This window comes from Wolbachia endosymbiont of Pentalonia nigronervosa, assembly GCF_014534705.1.
Taxonomy (GTDB): domain Bacteria; phylum Pseudomonadota; class Alphaproteobacteria; order Rickettsiales; family Anaplasmataceae; genus Wolbachia.
This window is the reverse complement of the sequence record NZ_JACVWV010000003.1, coordinates 18,830-36,303: the sequence shown is the minus strand read 5'-3', so window position 1 is coordinate 36,303 and position 17,474 is coordinate 18,830. Positions and strand designations below refer to the sequence as shown.

The 17,474-nt window shown below is 33.5% G+C and carries 15 protein-coding genes; 1 reads left to right on the top strand and 14 read right to left on the bottom strand.

The annotated features are described in order from the left end of the window. The 10 genes from IC220_RS00860 to putA all read right to left on the bottom strand — a co-directional run. Positions 1-486: ankyrin repeat domain-containing protein (locus IC220_RS00860; protein WP_188152721.1), on the bottom strand; the 486-nt coding region annotated here is incomplete at its 3' end. An 80-nt stretch (positions 487-566) separates the two neighbouring features. Further along, positions 567-1,400, bottom strand: a complete 834-nt coding sequence (locus tag IC220_RS00855) for an ankyrin repeat domain-containing protein (protein WP_188152720.1) — start codon at positions 1,398-1,400, stop codon at positions 567-569. 232 nt (positions 1,401-1,632) lie between these two features. Further along, a complete protein-coding gene (rpoD, locus tag IC220_RS00850; protein WP_188152719.1) occupies positions 1,633-3,537 on the bottom strand; it encodes an RNA polymerase sigma factor RpoD in 1,905 nt (634 codons plus the stop codon). A 103-nt stretch (positions 3,538-3,640) separates the two neighbouring features. Beyond that, on the bottom strand, positions 3,641-3,967 hold the full coding sequence (locus IC220_RS00845; RefSeq protein WP_188152746.1) for a cation:proton antiporter subunit C: 327 nt from the start codon (positions 3,965-3,967) through the stop codon (positions 3,641-3,643). After that, on the bottom strand, positions 3,954-4,922 hold the full coding sequence (locus IC220_RS00840) for a DUF4040 domain-containing protein (RefSeq protein WP_188152718.1): 969 nt from the start codon (positions 4,920-4,922) through the stop codon (positions 3,954-3,956). The genes IC220_RS00845 and IC220_RS00840 overlap by 14 nt, the downstream gene beginning before the upstream one ends. Next, entirely contained in the window at positions 4,915-5,316 is a 402-nt protein-coding gene (mnhG, locus tag IC220_RS00835; RefSeq protein WP_188152717.1) for a monovalent cation/H(+) antiporter subunit G, read from the bottom strand. Before mnhG ends, IC220_RS00840 begins: the two co-directional genes overlap by 8 nt. Continuing rightward, positions 5,313-5,522 (bottom strand): monovalent cation/H+ antiporter complex subunit F, encoded by a 210-nt coding sequence (locus IC220_RS00830; RefSeq protein WP_223158719.1) that lies wholly within the window; start codon positions 5,520-5,522, stop codon positions 5,313-5,315. The genes mnhG and IC220_RS00830 overlap by 4 nt, the downstream gene beginning before the upstream one ends. Positions 5,523-5,621: 99 nt before the next feature. Further along, on the bottom strand, positions 5,622-6,476 hold the full coding sequence (locus IC220_RS00825; RefSeq protein ID WP_188152716.1) for a ParB/RepB/Spo0J family partition protein: 855 nt from the start codon (positions 6,474-6,476) through the stop codon (positions 5,622-5,624). Next, on the bottom strand, positions 6,466-7,278 hold the full coding sequence (locus IC220_RS00820; RefSeq protein ID WP_188152715.1) for a ParA family protein: 813 nt from the start codon (positions 7,276-7,278) through the stop codon (positions 6,466-6,468). The genes IC220_RS00825 and IC220_RS00820 overlap by 11 nt, the downstream gene beginning before the upstream one ends. Positions 7,279-7,398: 120 nt before the next feature. Continuing rightward, on the bottom strand, positions 7,399-10,536 hold the full coding sequence (putA, locus tag IC220_RS00815) for a bifunctional proline dehydrogenase/L-glutamate gamma-semialdehyde dehydrogenase PutA (RefSeq protein WP_188152714.1): 3,138 nt from the start codon (positions 10,534-10,536) through the stop codon (positions 7,399-7,401). A 192-nt stretch (positions 10,537-10,728) separates the two neighbouring features. Here putA and IC220_RS00810 point away from each other — a divergent pair, with 192 nt between their 5' ends. Further along, positions 10,729-12,615 carry a hypothetical protein gene (locus IC220_RS00810; RefSeq protein WP_188152713.1) on the top strand — a complete coding sequence of 629 codons (1,887 nt, stop codon included), beginning with the start codon at positions 10,729-10,731 and terminating at the stop codon, positions 12,613-12,615. Here IC220_RS00810 and plsY read toward each other — a convergent pair. The 4 genes from plsY to IC220_RS00790 are packed head-to-tail and all read right to left on the bottom strand — an operon-like array spanning position 12,610 to position 17,264. Further along, complete coding sequence (gene plsY, locus IC220_RS00805) at positions 12,610-13,188, bottom strand: glycerol-3-phosphate 1-O-acyltransferase PlsY (RefSeq protein WP_188152712.1); 579 nt, start codon at positions 13,186-13,188, stop codon at positions 12,610-12,612. The two genes, IC220_RS00810 and plsY, sit on opposite strands and share 6 nt — an antisense overlap. 12 nt (positions 13,189-13,200) lie before the next feature. Beyond that, positions 13,201-14,655 carry an alanine/glycine:cation symporter family protein gene (locus IC220_RS00800; RefSeq protein ID WP_188152711.1) on the bottom strand — a complete coding sequence of 485 codons (1,455 nt, stop codon included), beginning with the start codon at positions 14,653-14,655 and terminating at the stop codon, positions 13,201-13,203. Between the two features lie 5 nt (positions 14,656-14,660). Continuing rightward, positions 14,661-15,989: an alanine/glycine:cation symporter family protein gene (locus IC220_RS00795; RefSeq protein ID WP_188152710.1), complete on the bottom strand. Its 1,329-nt coding sequence runs from the start codon at positions 15,987-15,989 to the stop codon at positions 14,661-14,663. Positions 15,990-16,043: 54 nt separating this feature from the next. Further along, the gene (locus IC220_RS00790; RefSeq protein WP_188152709.1) at positions 16,044-17,264 is read right to left on the bottom strand and encodes an MFS transporter; all 1,221 of its coding nucleotides are present in this window, start codon (positions 17,262-17,264) and stop codon (positions 16,044-16,046) included. Positions 17,265-17,474: the final 210 nt, after the last annotated feature.

Genomic DNA, 17,474 nt, shown 5'->3' with positions numbered 1-17,474 from the left:
TGTTGTTGGTTTAAAAAATTGTCTTTTTTTTGCCATCCGTAAAAGCTGCTTTATATTATTATCCTGAGCTAATTTTATTGGAGTTTTGCCATCTTTATTTTTTAATGAAGGGTCTGCGCCATTTTTTAATAAAGATGCCACTACATCTGCATTGCCACTTATGGCAGCCCAATGTAAAGGAGTTGCATCATCTTGATCTTTAGCATTAATCTCTGCACCAATTTTTAATAGAGCCTTTACTACGTCTTTTAGACCATAACTAGCAGCAAGATGTAATAATGTACACTCACCGTCTATATGTTCATTTTGAAGTGGAAACAAATAATTGACATCAAAACTGTTTCTCTCCCATTGTCTGTATGCATTATGTGCATCTTGATGCTCTGACGCTAATAATCTTTCTTTTATTCTATCAATGACATTTTCACAGCTGAGACCTTGAAAATTTATTCCATTTAATATTTCTTTCCATTCTCTATCATGCATAATTCCCTCTAAGTTAACATATATACTAAAATTATAATATCTTTATTAAAAAAAGTTAAATTAGTACATAATCATAAAACTCATACTGCAGAAATTGCTTCTGAGTTACGTCTTCTCACTGTTTGTATTACGTTTACTTTAGTGCTAGGTTTAAATGTTCTATATGCAATGTTACCAGCTACTAGTGCTACTATTGCAATTATAGTAAGGGCTAGCGTTATAGGTACTCTCTTAATGGCAATGTTTCTTCTGATCATAAGCCATGCTACTATTGCACTGCCAAGTGCTGCGGTTGAACAAGCAACAGTAATACCTATCATTCTCGGTTTAAAAAGTCGTCTCTTTTCTGCTCTTTTCAAAAGCTGTTCTATATAATCATTTCTGGTTAAGTTTCTTGGAATATGATTATACTTATCCTTCAACAAAGGATTTGCACCGTTTTCTAGTAGAACCTTTGTTGTGCTTATATAGCCATCTTTAACAGCCCAATGTAAAGGAGTTGCTTCAGCTTGATCTATAGCATCAATATTTGCTCTGTTTTCTAACAGAGCTCTTACTACACCTGCATTGCCGCTTATAGCAGCCCAATGTAAGGGAGTAACCCTATATTTATTGGTAGTATGAACGTCTATTTTTTCTAATTTTAATAGAGCATTTACTATGTTCTCTAGGCCATAATAAGCGGAAATATGTAATAATGTGCATTTATTATATATGTGCTGCTCTTGAAATGAAAATAAGTAATTGACATCAAAATCACTTATCTGCCACTTATTGTATGTATCTGGATGGTTTTTTCTTAATTTTGATTTTATTATATCAATAATATTATTTTCAGTTTGATTAAAAATTTGAGCAAAGTTGATTTCATTATTAATGGTATTTAATATTGTTTTCCAGTCTCCGTTCTGCATAATTCTCCCTCTAATAAAAGTATTATACTAAAATTACAATACTTTTATTAAGAAAAATTAAATTTAGAATAAACCTCTCTTTCGAAATCGATTTATGGTAAGAGGAGAAATGCACCGCAGGATGTATTTGAGGAGAAACAAAATTGCTACCAGAAATTGAGTTTCGAAAGAGGTCTAATTTGTGCTGTTAGACCACCCATTAGATGGCCTAGTGCATTTTTTATTTTATCAACTAAAAGAACCCCCGCAATTTTCTAGCACGACTTGGGTGCCTTAATTTGCGTAGAGCTTTTGCCTCTATTTGCCTAATCCTTTCACGTGTTACATTAAAAATTCTTCCAACTTCTTCTAAGGTGTGTTCCTTGCCATCTTTACCTAAACCAAAGCGCATTCTTAAAATTCTCTCTTCCTTTGGCGTTAGGGTTGCAAGAACGTTAGTTGTAATACCACGCAAGTCAGCAAGTATTGCAGCATCCTCTGGCTTAGAGACTCTTTTATCTTCTATACAATCACCAAAAGTACTACTGTCGTCTTTTCCTGTTGGAGCTTCAAGGCTCACTGGATCTCTCGCTATTTTCATAACCTTGCGTATTCTTTCTATTGGCATTGTAAGTTCTGTACTTAATTCCTCTAGTGTAGGCTCTCTTCCCATCTCATGAGACATTTTTCTCAAGGCTCTGTTGATCTTGCTAATAATTTCTACCATATGAACTGGTATTCTCACTACTTTAGATTGTTCAGGTATAGCTCTGGTTATTGACTGTCTTACCCACCAAGTTCCATAAGTTGAAAATTTATATCCGCGCTTGTAGTCAAATTTATCTACAGCTTTCATAAGACCAATATTTCCTTCCTGTATTAAATCGAGCAGTGCTAGTCCCCTGTTTGAATATTTCTTAGCAATAGAAACTACCAATCTAAGATTTGCTTTGATCATTTCTTGTTTTGCTTCATTTACTTCCCGCTCGTGTTTTCGTATTCTTTTAATCAGTGCTTTAAACTCTTGTATGTAATTTTCTCCTACGTGTTGTGTAATATTGTTCAAAGCGTTAGATACGTGTTCAAAAGCATTATCTATAAACTTTGTGAATTTGTTGTTTAATTCACCTGTAAGAGAAAATTTTTTGTGAAGGAGTTGTGAAACATCGAACCTGTGCTTTAAGAGTATATCATCATAAATTTTATAAAAATCTTCTCTGCCAATATCGTATTTTTTAGCTTGGGAGATAATATTAGCTTCTTCAAGTGTGATATGTTTACTGATATCATAAAGTTCCTGCATAATTTTAGCAACGGCAGTGTCGCTTAACTTAATTTGTAATGCTATAGACCATGCTTGGCTGTATAAATCATCGTATTTTTGTTTGTCTTGAGAATTTTGCTGCATTGTTGATGCATTGCTTATTAAAGCAATTATGTCATCCAGTGCAACTATAACCTTTGGCAGAAGATCGTTTTCCATTTCAAGGATAGAGACATTTATATTTGTTGAACTTATGTCATCTTCATCACTTCCATCTTGATCATCGTCTTGATCAACTTCATCTGTATTATTGCTGCTGTATTCATTATCTTCAGCATCTTCTTTGGGTATCACGTTAAAGTCAGAATTGTAAATGGCATCCAAGTCTATAATCTCTCGCAACGAAAGATTACCGCTACTTAGATCATCGCGCCATGTTTTTATTGTCTTCAATGCTAATGGTGCTTCGATAATTGCATGCAACATGTTATGCTTTTCAGATTCAATTTTTTTTGCTATCTTGATTTCATCTCCCCTTGATAAAAGCTTCACAGCGCTCATATCTCGCAAGTAGATCCTCACTGGATCGTCATTTTCTACCAAAGTTGTAATAACATCTGATGATGTATCGTCATCATCGGATGTATCATCGTTATCGAGAGTGTTATCAATAACTTTAGTGGATTCTTCGTCTTCATTACTTTCAAGTACACTGATTCCAAAGTCTTGTTGCAGTAAAGATATTGTACTATCTATAAAATCAGATGAAAAATTTTCCTCTGAAAGTATATCATTTAGATCATCAAAAGTGATAACACCACCTTTTTTCATGCTTTTTGTTACGAGATCCCGAATAATTTTCTTCTCGTCTTGCGTATCATTAATAATTGACATCATTACCTTTATAGTTGAAAATTTTATTTTTTATTAGCAAATAAACCTACATTAATCAAATTTTTGCTACTTTTTACTTCATATAATTTAAAATACTGTTAATTTACATACTAGAATTCATATCAATTGCTCCATATTTTTCTTCTATTTTTACTGCTATAGATAATCCAACTGAAAATGTTACTATCCCAACCACTATAGCAGTGAGCATCAGAACATGAGGTATAGGGTTACTGTATAAATGATAATTTTCAGTTAATATGGGAGGCAATGAGCTTGTTATATATCCCAGAGATATGTAAAACAATAAAACAGATGCTTGAAAAATACTAACTCCCATCATTTTTTTTATTAAATTTTTATCATGTATAATAATGTATAGACCTAATATCATTAACATAATAATAATTGTATTATTATATAAAGTAATCATTTTTTTTTCCAACAAAATTTACATATATGATTAACATAGAGGAGAAGACAGTAAATGCTACACCTAATTCTACTAAAAAAATACCTAATTTTTGACCAGCAACACTATTGGCTAACAATACATCATAAGATAAGAAATTTTTACCAAGTAAAATTGTTATAATACCTGTGCCACCATAAATCAAAATACCTAGCGCGTTAGTGAACTTAATTATAGAGTAGGGTATCGCCTTTAGAGTAGCAGATACACCAAATAACATTGAATACAATATTATTCCAGAAGCGATAATTATTCCAGCCTGAAATCCACCACCTGGAGTGTAATCACCATGAAATTGTATGTATAAACCAAACAAAATCATGATAGGTACCATTAGAAATGCTATAACATTTAATACTGGATCTTTAATCATTAGATCTGTTTCTGATGGCGATTTTAGAGATCTACTTTCTTCCTTCAATATTAAGCTGATACAAAGCGCTGCAGTAAATACTACTATAGTTTCTCCAAATGTATCATAACCACGGAAACTTGCTAAAATAGCCGTTACTACGTTGGGTATATCAATAGCTTTTTCTGTGGTTTCCATATAATATGGAGCAATATGTTGATGAATTGGAGCATCAGGATCACCAAAACTTGGTAACTCACACATGAAATATGATAAACATATTGCTAAAAATAACATTAAAGTGAGCATTACCGGGCTATGAGGTGAGTTTGTTTGATGGTTTTTGATCAATGAAAGAGCTGCAAACATAAAAACTGTGCTCAATCCTGCACCAACAGAAGCTTCAGTAATTGCGACATCAGGTGCATTCATAACTAAATATATAAGTGCAATAAGTGAACTAAATGCACACATTAAAATAGCACTTGTAACTAAATTTCTTGAAAAAACTATACAAATAGTAACCATTAGCAATAAAAAAAGTAATGTTGCTTCAAGCATTCAAGTCTCCTTTATTATTAGACTTTTTGTGTCCTGACGGCGATTTTTTTTGGCTTGTACTCTTTTGAGTGTTCCGCTTCTTTAAAGATTTTTCGTCATCAACAGATTTCAGAAGGAGTCCATTTCCTTTTTCATTTTTATAATATATGCGTGCTAAAACATAGCTATTAGTTGAGTTGGCAATCCATATTGTTAGAATAAGTAATAAAATTTTAATAGTATTTAACGAAAATTCATTCTGCAAGGCAAAGCCTATCAACAATAACATTACTCCACTTGAATCTGCTATACCAGCTGCATGTAGCCTTGTGTAAAAGCTGGGAAACCTAAATATTCCTATATTCGCAACAACTATAAAAAAGACACCCAAGGCTATAAAGATAGTTCCTATCATAATTTATTGGATAACATCAATCTCATTAATGCTACGGTTAATATATAGCTAGTACCGGCATATAATAATGCCATGTCAATTAAAAAGAAACTATTAGTAACTACTGACATTGCCACTATAAACAATACAACTTGTGTTGAAAAATTGCTAAACGCTATAATTTTATCATACGTATCACTTTTTTTAGATATTATGTAGTATAACATTGCACTCATACAAAATAACAATATGTAGATAGTAATATAAATCACTGTAGATTGCATCAATTGTATAATAAAATAACTTATTGTTTTAATAAAAGCAAGTTACACATGCACGTCAATTTTCTTACCTAGGGTTTTCACTATTAGCTCCAGTTCTGTAAGATTATTATATTTTATCACGACTGTTCCCTTAGAATTGTTATCACAAATTTTTACATTTAATCCAAGCTGTAAAGATATAGTATCTTCTATTGCCGTAATATCATTATTTTTATGCTGCTGATTTTCTTTTTTTTGTTTATGTGAATCCTTGATCAAATTTTCAGTTTGTCTGACACTCAAGCCACGAGAAACTATTCTCTCTGCGATATCTTCTGCATTTTCAACATTAATGAGTGCTCTTGCGTGTCCCATAGATATTTTTTTCTCATTGATCATTTTTTTTATACTATCGGAAAGTGATAGCATTCTGATCATATTAGTGATGTGACTGCGGCTCTTACCTATAACTGAAGCTAATTCTTCATGTGTATAGGAAAACTCGTCTATTAACTTTTTGTATGCTTCTCCTTCCTCAATCGGATTAATATCTTGCCTCTGTATGTTTTCGATAATGGCTATCTCTAGGCATTGTTTATCATCCAGATCTCTGATAACAACAGGTACACTATTCAACTTTGCAATCTTGCTCGCTCGCCAACGGCGTTCCCCAGCGATTATTTCATAGCCACCATCATTTGCATCTTTACGTACCACAATGGGCTGTATAATCCCACTTTTTTCTATTGAATTTGCAAGCTCTTTTAACGATTCTTCATCAAAATGTTTTCTTGGTTGAAATTTACCTGGATGCAGCAGTGAAACAGGCAAAGATTCTTGTTGCTCATCTATTTTGCTAAAAGAGTTGCCCGCTATTAATCCTGACAGACCTCGTCCTAGTCGCTGATCATTCTTCATACTGCACGCCTTCACTTGCCAATTCTGCCTTGCAATCACTAGCCTGCTTTTCTAAAATCTCTTTTGCTAGATATACGTATGCCTGTGCACCTGAGCATTTCAGGTCGTATATGATCGCTGGTTTCCCATAAGAAGGAGCTTCTGATAACCTGACATTACGTGGAATAATGGTTTCATATACCTTATCACCTAAATAGTTGCAAATCTCAATTTTAACCTGCTCACTAAGCTTATTGCGTTTATCATACATAGTTAACACTATTCCCTCTATTGTTAGAGAAGGGTTTAAATATTTCTTTATCAGTTCCACGGTTTTTATTAGATGACTTAGGCCTTCGAGAGCAAAAAATTCGCATTGCAGAGGAATGATAATAGAGTCAGCGGCAGTTAACGCATTAATAGTAAGCAAGCCAAGTGAGGGTGGGCAATCGATCACTATATATTCATATTTTTCCTTGATTTCCATAAGTGCGTTCTTTAGTATAAACTCCCTTTTTTCAAAGTGTATGAGTTCAACCTCTGCTGCAGATAGATCAACTATTGATGTAATCAATGATAAATTTGGTACTTCTGTATTGAGAATAGAAGATGATATAGATTCATTGTCTATAAGTACATTATATATATTTTTCGTACGACTTTTATATGAGAAACCAAGTCCAGTACTTGCATTTCCTTGAGGATCAAGGTCTATTAATAAGGTGTTTTTATTTACCGCAGCAAAGGCTGTTGATAAATTTACACTGGTTGTAGTTTTTCCTACTCCTCCTTTTTGGTTAACTACTGCGAGAATTTTACTCAAAGCTTTTACCTTATATGTGCAATAATTCTATTGTATATACACAGAAAACTTTTGCATCAGAAAATTTTCCTTTCACTGCAAAGAGCAGCATTTTCTTTGCCTTTGAATCTGCAAACAGAGTTATAAGCATGCAAGCTTAGTATTTCCACCAAAGGCTGTGGTATTAATAGTCAAAACTTTTTCTGCAGAAAAACGTTGTAAATAATGAGGTCCACCAGCTTTTGGTCCAGTACCGGATAATCCTCTACCGCCGAAAGGTTGTATACCAACTGCTGCACCTATCTGATTGCGATTGATATATATATTGCCAACCGATATTTTCTTGCTTATTAAATCAATTTGATTTTGTATACGGCTTTGTAGAGAAAACGTAAGCCCATAACCTGTGTTATTTATATCATCAATTACTTCATTTAATTTTGACTTATCAAAACGTATAATATGCAAAATAGGGCCAAAAACTTCTTGTGTTAATTGCGAAATTTTTTGTATTTCATAAATGTATGGAGGAAAAAAATAGCCATTATGGGAATCCGCATCAATACACACTTTGGATAAAAGATGTGAATTTTGATCCTCTGACATTTTTTCTGTATGTTCAATCAACATATCCATAGATGCTTTATCAATGATTGGGCCAACATCAGTGCTAAGTTGCATTGGATCACCAATTTTTAATTCTTGCGCTGCAGCGCATATCATTTTTATCTGCTTTTCTGCTATATCATCTTGGATAAATAACACTCTAAGAGCAGAACAACGTTGTCCACTACTGCGAAATGCAGAGAGTAAAACATCTGCAGTAACTTGCTCTAAAAGAGCAGAACTATCAACGATCATAGCATTTAATCCACCAGTTTCAGCAATAAGCGGCACAATAGGACCATCTCTGTTTGCAAGCATTCTGTTAATTATTTGAGCAGTTTGCGTTGATCCAGTAAAAGCTATACCAGCAATTCTATTATCTGGCACTAAAGTTTTACCTAAATATCCACCATCTCCTGGAATAAGATGCAGTACACTTTCTGGTATTCCAGCTTCGTGTAGTATTTTAACAGCTTGGTAAGCAATAATAGGTGTTTGCTCTGCTGGTTTAGCGAGTACGGTATTGCCTGCTGCAAGTGCAGCTGAGACTTGTCCAATAAAAATAGCCAATGGAAAATTCCACGGTGATATGCATAAGAAAACTCCTCTGCCTTCGAAAAAAATGACATTATCTTCACCGGTTGGCCCTGGCAATTTTTTCCAATCACTCAATTCGTTTTTTGCTATCATTGCATAATAACGCAGAAAATCAACAGCTTCTCTCACTTCTGCTACGGCATCGGACAAAATTTTTCCCGCCTCAACAATGAGGGTATAGATTAATTCTTGTGTTCTTTCTTCTAATAAGTCTGCAGCTTTTTCAAGAAATTTTGCACGCTCTTCTGCTGGAGTATTTTTCCATTCAAAAAACGCGCTATGTGCTACTTCAAGGGCATTTAAAGCCTGGTCGCTCGTTGCGTTTGACACTTTCCCTGCTATATGTTCTAGTTGTGCTGGATTGACTATTTCACTAGATTGATTGTCATCAAAAATCAACTGTCCATTTATTAACGGTCCAACTTGCCATTTTTTGTCACTGAGACCCTTTATATTGTTAGCAAGTTGTGAAACTGTGATTGAATCGCTGACATCCAGACCTAAAGAATTTTGTCTTTCTGGTTGCAAAATATCTTTTGGTAGCGGAATGCCTGGATGAGGTTCATAACTTAAGTTTTTAGCCTTTTCTAATGGATCTTCAATTAACTCATCAATTTTAACGTTTGGATCATTTATTTGATTAATGAATGAACTATTGGCCCCATTTTCAAGAAGGCGTCTAATGAGGTATGGCAATAGACCACTATGTCTACCAACTGGTGCGTAGATACGGCAACTAACATTTGTCACAAGTTCTGACATTGCATAGTCATATAACCCCTTATCCATTCCATATAAACATTGAAATTCAAATCCAGGATGATTTTTATCAGCAAGTTCCATGATGGTAGCAAAAGTGTAGGCATTGTGAGTTGCAAAGCATGGATAGAAGAGATTTACTTTACTTAAAAGTTTTTGTGCACATGCAAAATAAGACACATCAGTATAGACTTTTCTTGTAAATACCGGGTAACCATTTAGTCCTAACTCTTGTGCATGTTTAATTTCTGAATCCCAATATGCACCTTTTACAAGTCTCACCATAATTTTATGTTTTGACCGGATAGCAACATCTTCAACAAAGTCGAGGACAGATAGAGCGCGTTTTTGATATGCTTGTACAGCCAAACCCAACCCTTCCCACTGAGAAAGTGATTCATCAAGACGCAACTGTTCAAATAGCACCAAAGACATCTCAAGCCTTTCTGCTTCTTCTGCATCTATACATAGAGAAATATTATATTTTTTCGCTTCACGGCAAAGCTCCAACGTCTTAGCGTACATTTCTTTCATCATAAGATCGAATTGACTAAATTCGTAACGTGGATGTAAAGCAGACAATTTTATAGAAATTCCATGTGCTTTAAAGCAATCGCTTACTTCAGAGGATTCACCTATTGCTTTTATCGAATACATGTATGAATTAAAATACTCTTCTGCATCTTCAGCTGTATGTGCGGCTTCACCCAGCATATCAAATGAGTATAAAAAATTACTATTTTCGTTTAAATTCCCTTGCTCCAATGCTTCTTCTATGGTTTCTCCAACAACAAAGTGTTTACCAAGCACAGACATTGCTTGCTTTACTGCCTTGCGGATTATCGGCTCACCTAAATTTTTGAGCAACTTAGAAATTGCATGATAAAATTTTGAATCTCTTTCATTATCTTTCAATATGCTACTGCCTACCATCAAACTCCAAGTAGAAGCATTAACAAACAATGAAGGAGAAGTTCCTAGGTATTGCCCCCATCCTTTATTAGCAATTTTATCTTTGATTAACTCATCTATTGTATGATCATCTGGTATTCGTAGTAACGACTCAGCAAGACACATCAGTGCTATTCCTTCATCGTTTGAAAGTTTGTATTGTTGTAGAAAGGAGTCTATAAGATCCAACTTTTTATGTTTGATTTTTTCAATAATTTGCTTTGCAATATTGTAAATCCTACTTTGTGAATCAACTGAAAGTTCTGACTTCTCTACAAGGTAACGTACATAGCTTTTTTCATCAGTACGATAAAGCCCTTGTAACCGTTTTCTTAACTCATTAGGTTCTTGTATAGAGTTTATCATATGTTAATATCTCCAAGGAACATTCTATATAAAATAAGACATTATAACTTTATGCAGAAAAAATTATTATTTGTCAATGCTCACAAGAATTGAAGTATAAAACACTTAGTTTTTTGATCAAAGTTAAGATTAACATACTTGACACTTAGAGCTAATTTCATTTAGAATAGCTACGTTAGATATAATGGTATTATGTTAGGTATTTCCCAATTACAGTTTCCTTCAAGAGATTCTGGTAAGCTCAGGTTTTTTAGCTATTTAGGTACTTTTGTTTCATTAAGTATTCTACTTAATCCTGTTAATATCTGTTTCATGGGTGCTACTTTATTATTTCGCAGTGAAATTAAGACTTTTTATGTTTATCAAGAAATGAAAGCTGCAAAACAACAAAAAGTAAATAAAAGGGAATACTGGGAAATATTTTTCAAGAATAATATAATTAAAGTGGTATATTTTTTCTTGCTTTCAGCAGGTATGATGTACCTTTCTTTTACTTCGACTTTTCTACTGGTTGCATCATTAGGGGCAGTACCGTTAACAATGTTACTGATTTTACTACAGAGTGAGCTAAGACCGAAAGATTTCAATCCATTGACGCTATTTAAAGCAGCTATGAAATTCTTTGTAGAAGGTATAAAAGAAAATTCACGCGCTCTAGTTAATAGTTTTGATGCCAAATTTGAGCACTTGATACCTCATATGTTGAATGATGAAACCATTAAAAATATCAAACTACTAGCAGAAAAGTATGGTGAAAAGATACCCGAGTGTAAAGATGTTATTAATAGTGGTGAATTTACTAATTTTATCGAATATATAGAAGATTCACGTGTGTTAAAAGATGAAGCGAAGAATAAGCTTATCTTATTTTTGAAGGATTTTTGTGAAAATGATCAACAACACAGTTCTGGATTTACAGGAGGGCAGGTTTTACTGCTAGTTTTAAGAGCTTGTAGTGACGGAGAAGGTGAAGCTATTATAAATAAAAGAGATGCATTAATAGTCAATTTGCTTGATACTCAAACATTCTCAACAAAAGAACGAATTCCCAATACTTGTTTTACGGGTATTGTGTATAGGATGTTAAGTTCGTTGGAAGGAATGCATCATGATCCAGAAATCAAATTCACTCCACCAAGACGAATGTTTCTTGCAGAAGCAAAAAATCAAGCAAGTAGGATTTTGTTAGGTATATTAAAGAAAAAGAAAAACAGTGAAGAAATTTTTAATGCTTGGTATAAGGTTCAAAATGATCTTCATGATAGTAATAGTCAAAAAATAGTTGACGATTTCATAGCAGAAGTAAGAATGCCGTTAATGAGGGAATTATTGGGTTTTGGATCAATATACACTGAGCAAATAGTGCTAATGTTAATGAATAGTATTAATTCTATAGAGTTAAGACCAAGAGATGTTTTCTTGCCCTTTGTAGAACATGAATTACAAAAGCATGATCTAAATGATAATCAAAAAGAAGATATTAAGTGGAAAATATTCTTAGAACTATTAAATGAAAAATTTTTAAACACAGATTTTTTATTAAAAAAGTCAACCCCAGGAAAAGAGAAAGAACTTATGGGGGTAATTTGTAGGATGATTAGTGAAATAATAAAGAAGGAAGTAGAGTGGTTAAAATTAGAGCCTAAAAAGTCTCCTCTTGAAGGTCAGGTAGTTGGTATGTTAAATCATATGAATATGCTACCACGAAGCAGAAGATGCTATAGAATATATAAAGAGCTTGGAAAAAACGCTGAAGATAAAAGAGAAGTCAAAAGAATTTTACATGAAAAGTTAGAATTACCGGAAGAAACAATAAATGCACTTCTGAAGGAAGAATATTTAAATCAGCTAAAATTTGAAATTAAAGACAGTTATAATTACAATAAAAACAATGTAGCTGAACTATATTGCAAGTTAAAAGGAATTAAAGAAGAATTTGCTAAAAATGGACTGTTAACAGCAGAGGAAATGGATAGCATAGTAAAAGGGGAAATGGCGGACTTAAGCAAAAAAGACAAATTCATGTCATCAAATAGGTTATCTCGTGTTAACAAGACGGCTAGTGGTTACAGTTTATAGTAATAGCTTACTTTCCTTACCTTGTAAAAGGTTCGTGATATTTTTATGGTGTTTTAGGAAAATTAATATTCCGATAATAAGTAGCGTTGAAAATAAATTTTTGTGAAGAAAAGGTGATATTATTGTAGTGATTGCAGTGGCACTTAAGGAGGAGAGGGAGGAATATCTAAAAATATAAAATACCGTTACCCAAATAAATATAAATACTAAAGCAGCTAGGACATTAAGTGCTAATAATACACCTAAAGTTGTTGCAACGCCTTTCCCTCCTTTAAATTTTAGCCATATAGGAAATGTATGTCCTGAAACTGCTAAAATTGCAGATAAATACATATAAAAATCATTATTGTTGAGAAATTGCTGTGCTGCATACACAGCAATAAATCCTTTAAGTGAGTCTAACAATAATGCCAAAGCAGCAAGATACTTATTTCCTGTTCTGAGCACATTTGTTGCTCCAATGTTTCTTGAGCCGATAGATCTTAAATCTATACCCTTTATTTTTGTAACAATTAAACTAAAAGGGATTGAGCCTATTATATATGATAATATAAGAATGACATACCTATCCATTATATCGAAGGCTTAATTAATTTTATTATCCCTCAATCTTTTTGTGTAAGACTGGATCTCATCATTGATTTGATTACTAAACAATATAAGTGCTGTGATATTGATTAGGGCTAGGCAAGAAAATAGAGTGCCACCGATATTAGCAATAGTCATGATATCTCTCGACATACCAGACAAAAATGCCACAATTATCACTGCTATACGATATATCACTATACTTTTTGGACCAAACAGATATAGCCATCCCATTTCACAACAATATACAAATGAAATCACTGAAGAAAATGCAAACAATGGTGCTGCTATGGTTAAAAGCATAGGGAACCAAGAGGAAACTGTTTCAAATGCTTTTTGAGTAATTAGTATTCCTTCACCGACGCTTGTCTGATATGCACCGGTTATTACTATCGTTATTCCCGTTAAACAACAAATAAACATTGTATCAAAGCAGGGTTCTATCATAGCAACAAGACCAGTTCTTACTGGCTCTTTATCCTTGGCTACTGCATGAGTAATTGAAGCAGAACCAACACCTGCTTCGCTGGCAAAAATTGCTCTTTGAATACCAGCAACAAATGCACCTACTACTCCTCCACCAACAGCATTAAAATCTATCATGCTTGAAAATAGTATTTTAAATGTATAACCAAGGTTGTGAATATTAAATGTAATGATAACAAAGCAGCTACACACATATATAATTGACATAGCAGGTACTAGTGCAGAGGACACTTTTGCTATTCTTTTAATTCCACCGATAATTACCATGCCAAGTAATATGGAGATTATGGAAGAAAGAAACCAAGGATGATTATCCACCCAGTCTGAGTAACCAGATAATATAGTTACCATTTGGTTAGTTTGAAATGCTACGCTTCCTCCAAGACCTGACAAAACGAGAAACACTGCATACACAGAAGCTAAAACGGCACCGAGTTTTTTAAAACCCATTTCTTGCAAGCCACTTTTGATGTATCTAAAAGGGCCGCTGAATAGCTGATCTTCACCTTCTGTCCTGTGTCTAAACGCTAATGTTACTTCAGCGAATTTTGCTGACATACCAAAAAAGCCTGTAATCATCATCCAAGGAACTGCTCCAGGCCCTCCCATTGAAATTGCAATTGCGACACCTGCAACAGTCCCAAGACCAACTGTGCTTGAAAGTGCGGTTGCAAATGCTTGAAAGTGCGTAATGTGACCATCATGATGATCTGTATCATACTTTCCACATAAGATAGCAAATGCGTGCGTAAACATTTTTACATTGAGAAATTTAAAACGTAAGGTTAAAAACACGTAACCAAATGCTAGCAGAAGGATTATAAATGGTATGTAAAAGACCTTAAAAAATAACACTTCATTCATGAAAGTGTTTATTCCATTTAATATTACATCATAACTTTCTAAGCTGTGTGCATCACTACATAATAGACAAAATAATGCCATACAAAATAGTTTATAGATCATATTGATTACCTTTTATAATTATTGATTGTGTTGAGAATTTCTTTTCTTAGGAGATATATTGCAATAGTGTTGGGAACGACTAAACACATAAATAAACCATCACCTAAATAAGATATAAATTCTATATTTTTTGACGTGCAACTGATATACACTGAAATCACTATAAAAATCTGAAATAGTATCAGTATTTTTTTGTTATCAAATAAATACAGTAAAGCAACTTCACAGTAGTAACAATAAGCTATTATTGTTGAAAATGCAAAGGAAAATATTATCAGTGGAAGAACTGACTTGCTGAACAACGGTAAAGCTGTTGAAAATATCGAACTAATTAATGTGATATCGCCGACGTTATTAATGTCGTGCATACCAGTAATGATTATTACCACACCAGTTAAAAAAGATATTATTATTGTGTCTACAAATGGTGCAATCATGGCAACACTACCGACTTTAATTGGATTTACTTCTTTCACAGTGGAGTGTGCTATAGCTGCTGTTCCAGTGCCTGCTTCATTAGCAAATACAGATCTCCTTACTCCGGCTATTAACCCACTTAACACTCCTCCTTCTACAGCTGATTTATTAAAAATATCTTGAAAAATGATAGATAAAGCATTTAGTAAGTTGCTCTTGTTTAAATAAATGATATATATGCACATGCCTATATACAAAATAATCATAATAGGTGCTAAGTTTGTTGTCACAAAAGCGATGCGTTTTATTCCTCCAAGGATGATAATTAAAACGAAGAGAGATATAATGATAGATGCATTGTATTCAAAAAGATTATTCGATAATGCTGCCATTTGATTTGCTTGAAAAGGGATCCCACCAAAGATCATAGCGATAATGAGCGTAATAGCATAAATAGATGCAAGGATCGTACCGGTTTTTGTCAGTCCAATTTTTGCCAGCCCATGTTTCATGTAATAAAAGGCTCCACCGGTTGATTTTTCAGAGCGATAAGTAAAGGCAAGTACCACCTCGGCAAATTTTATTGACATGCCGAGTACTCCCGTCACTACCATCCAAAAAACTGCGCTTGGTCCACCTATCGTGATAGCTATTGCAACTCCTGATATCGTGCCAAGACCCACTGTTCCTGATATCACTGTTGCAAATGCTTGTATGTGTGTGAGTATGCCATTGTCTTTATTACATTTGCTGCTGCATAGTGTCTGTATTCCATATTTAAATAGTCTAAAGTTGACGAATTTAAATCTCACTGTACAAAAAACTCCAGTAATAATTACCCACAAAATTATGAATGGAATATTAAATACTTTGATGTAAAGAAGTGAGTTTAATAAATCACTTATTTTTATAATCATATAGCCTAAAGATATAATTGTTGCAACAAAACGATCAGGTGTCTATATGATGATCTATGTAAAATGTATATCCTTCTTGCGAATCTGAGACGCAGCAACTAATCCAATCAATGCACAAAAAATCATATAGAAACTTGCTGAAGTTTCCTTTCCTGTAATTTTAATAATGCTTGTACATATAAAAGGTGCTAAACCGCCAAAGAATCCAGCAGCTATGTTTCTTGATAAGCCAAATCCACTGTAGCGCACTTTTGTAGGAAATAATTCGCACATGAGTGCACTCACTGGACCAAGTGATGCGGCTGTAGGAATTATAAAGAGAATATGTGCTAAAATAGCCAGTAAATAATTATTGCTGCATATCATTGTAAGAACTGGATAACTAACTATTACAAAAGTTATTGATGCAAAGACCACAACTTTTTTTCTCTCTATTTTATCAGATAGTATTGCAAATAATAATATTAAACCTCCTAATGCAATTTGACTTAATACCTCTATTGTATGGTTAAAACGGTTGGATATATTTTCTGTGAGAGCACTAAAAAATATTAGATACATATAGAGAGATGAATTTTCAACTATATCAACACCTATTGATATAAGAAGAGGTCTTTTGCAGTTATGAAATAGCTCTTTCAGTGGTAGTTTAGGTTGATTTTTTTGTTTTTTATATTCAGGGCTTTCATCCAGCATGAACCTCATATATATGCTGAGCAATCCTATTATTAAGCTTAAAATAAAAGGTAACCTCCACCCCCAAGCTTCAAAGTCAGATATTTTTTTACATATTAATATGGATACAAGGCTTAACACTGAGCCAAGAATAGCACTTAATACTTCAATACTGCCAAAAAACCCTCTTTTGTTTTTAGGGGCACATTCTATTAAAAATAGAGCATTTCCTGCTTCTCCGCCGAGAGATATTCCCTGCAGCAATCTCAAAGAGAGTATCAGTATTGATGCAAGTACTCCTATACTCTGGTATCCTGGAATAAAAGCAATTGAGACAGTTGATAGAGTCATAAGTACAATTGAGAGCAACAATGCAACTCTTCTTCCATACCTATCACCAATATGACCAAATGCAGCAGCGCCTATTGGTCTCATGAGAAAACCTACTGCAAACACTGCAAAAGCCTTCAACATACTGATCAAAGAATCATCTGATGGAAAAAAGACACTGCCAATGATATTTGCCAGATGGCCAAAAATCATGTGGTCATACCATAATAGAGTATTACAAACTAAACTTGAGAATATTACTTTTTTCATAAAATTTCTACTTGTATTGCAGAAATATGTATTATTTTTTCAAGTAGTTCAAGTTTTTAACGAAGCTATTGATAGAATTATTACAACATATGGAAATAAAAAATTAAAATTTTATTATAAAATCGTTATATTAGACCTCTGACAAAATCTATTTATGATGAGAGGAGAAAGGCAGGGCAGGCAAGTACCCTTGATGTGTATGTATATTGA

Bases quoted from the DNA above. Each gene is read 5' to 3' on its own strand.
- IC220_RS00830 (WP_223158719.1), bottom strand. From the start codon at position 5,522: ATGTTATACTACATAATATCTAAAAAAAGTGATACGTATGATAAAATT.
- IC220_RS00825 (WP_188152716.1), bottom strand. From the start codon at position 6,476: ATGAAGAATGATCAGCGACTAGGACGAGGTCTGTCAGGATTAATAGCG.
- putA (WP_188152714.1), bottom strand. From the start codon at position 10,536: ATGATAAACTCTATACAAGAACCTAATGAGTTAAGAAAACGGTTACAA.
- IC220_RS00840 (WP_188152718.1), bottom strand. From the start codon at position 4,922: ATGCTTGAAGCAACATTACTTTTTTTATTGCTAATGGTTACTATTTGT.
- rpoD (WP_188152719.1), bottom strand. From the start codon at position 3,537: ATGTCAATTATTAATGATACGCAAGACGAGAAGAAAATTATTCGGGAT.
- mnhG (WP_188152717.1), bottom strand. From the start codon at position 5,316: ATGATAGGAACTATCTTTATAGCCTTGGGTGTCTTTTTTATAGTTGTT.
- IC220_RS00855 (WP_188152720.1), bottom strand. From the start codon at position 1,400: ATGCAGAACGGAGACTGGAAAACAATATTAAATACCATTAATAATGAA.
- IC220_RS00790 (WP_188152709.1), bottom strand. From the start codon at position 17,264: ATGAAAAAAGTAATATTCTCAAGTTTAGTTTGTAATACTCTATTATGG.
- plsY (WP_188152712.1), bottom strand. From the start codon at position 13,188: ATGGATAGGTATGTCATTCTTATATTATCATATATAATAGGCTCAATC.
- IC220_RS00800 (WP_188152711.1), bottom strand. From the start codon at position 14,655: ATGATCTATAAACTATTTTGTATGGCATTATTTTGTCTATTATGTAGT.
- IC220_RS00810 (WP_188152713.1), top strand. From the start codon at position 10,729: ATGTTAGGTATTTCCCAATTACAGTTTCCTTCAAGAGATTCTGGTAAG.
- IC220_RS00795 (WP_188152710.1), bottom strand. From the start codon at position 15,989: ATGATTATAAAAATAAGTGATTTATTAAACTCACTTCTTTACATCAAA.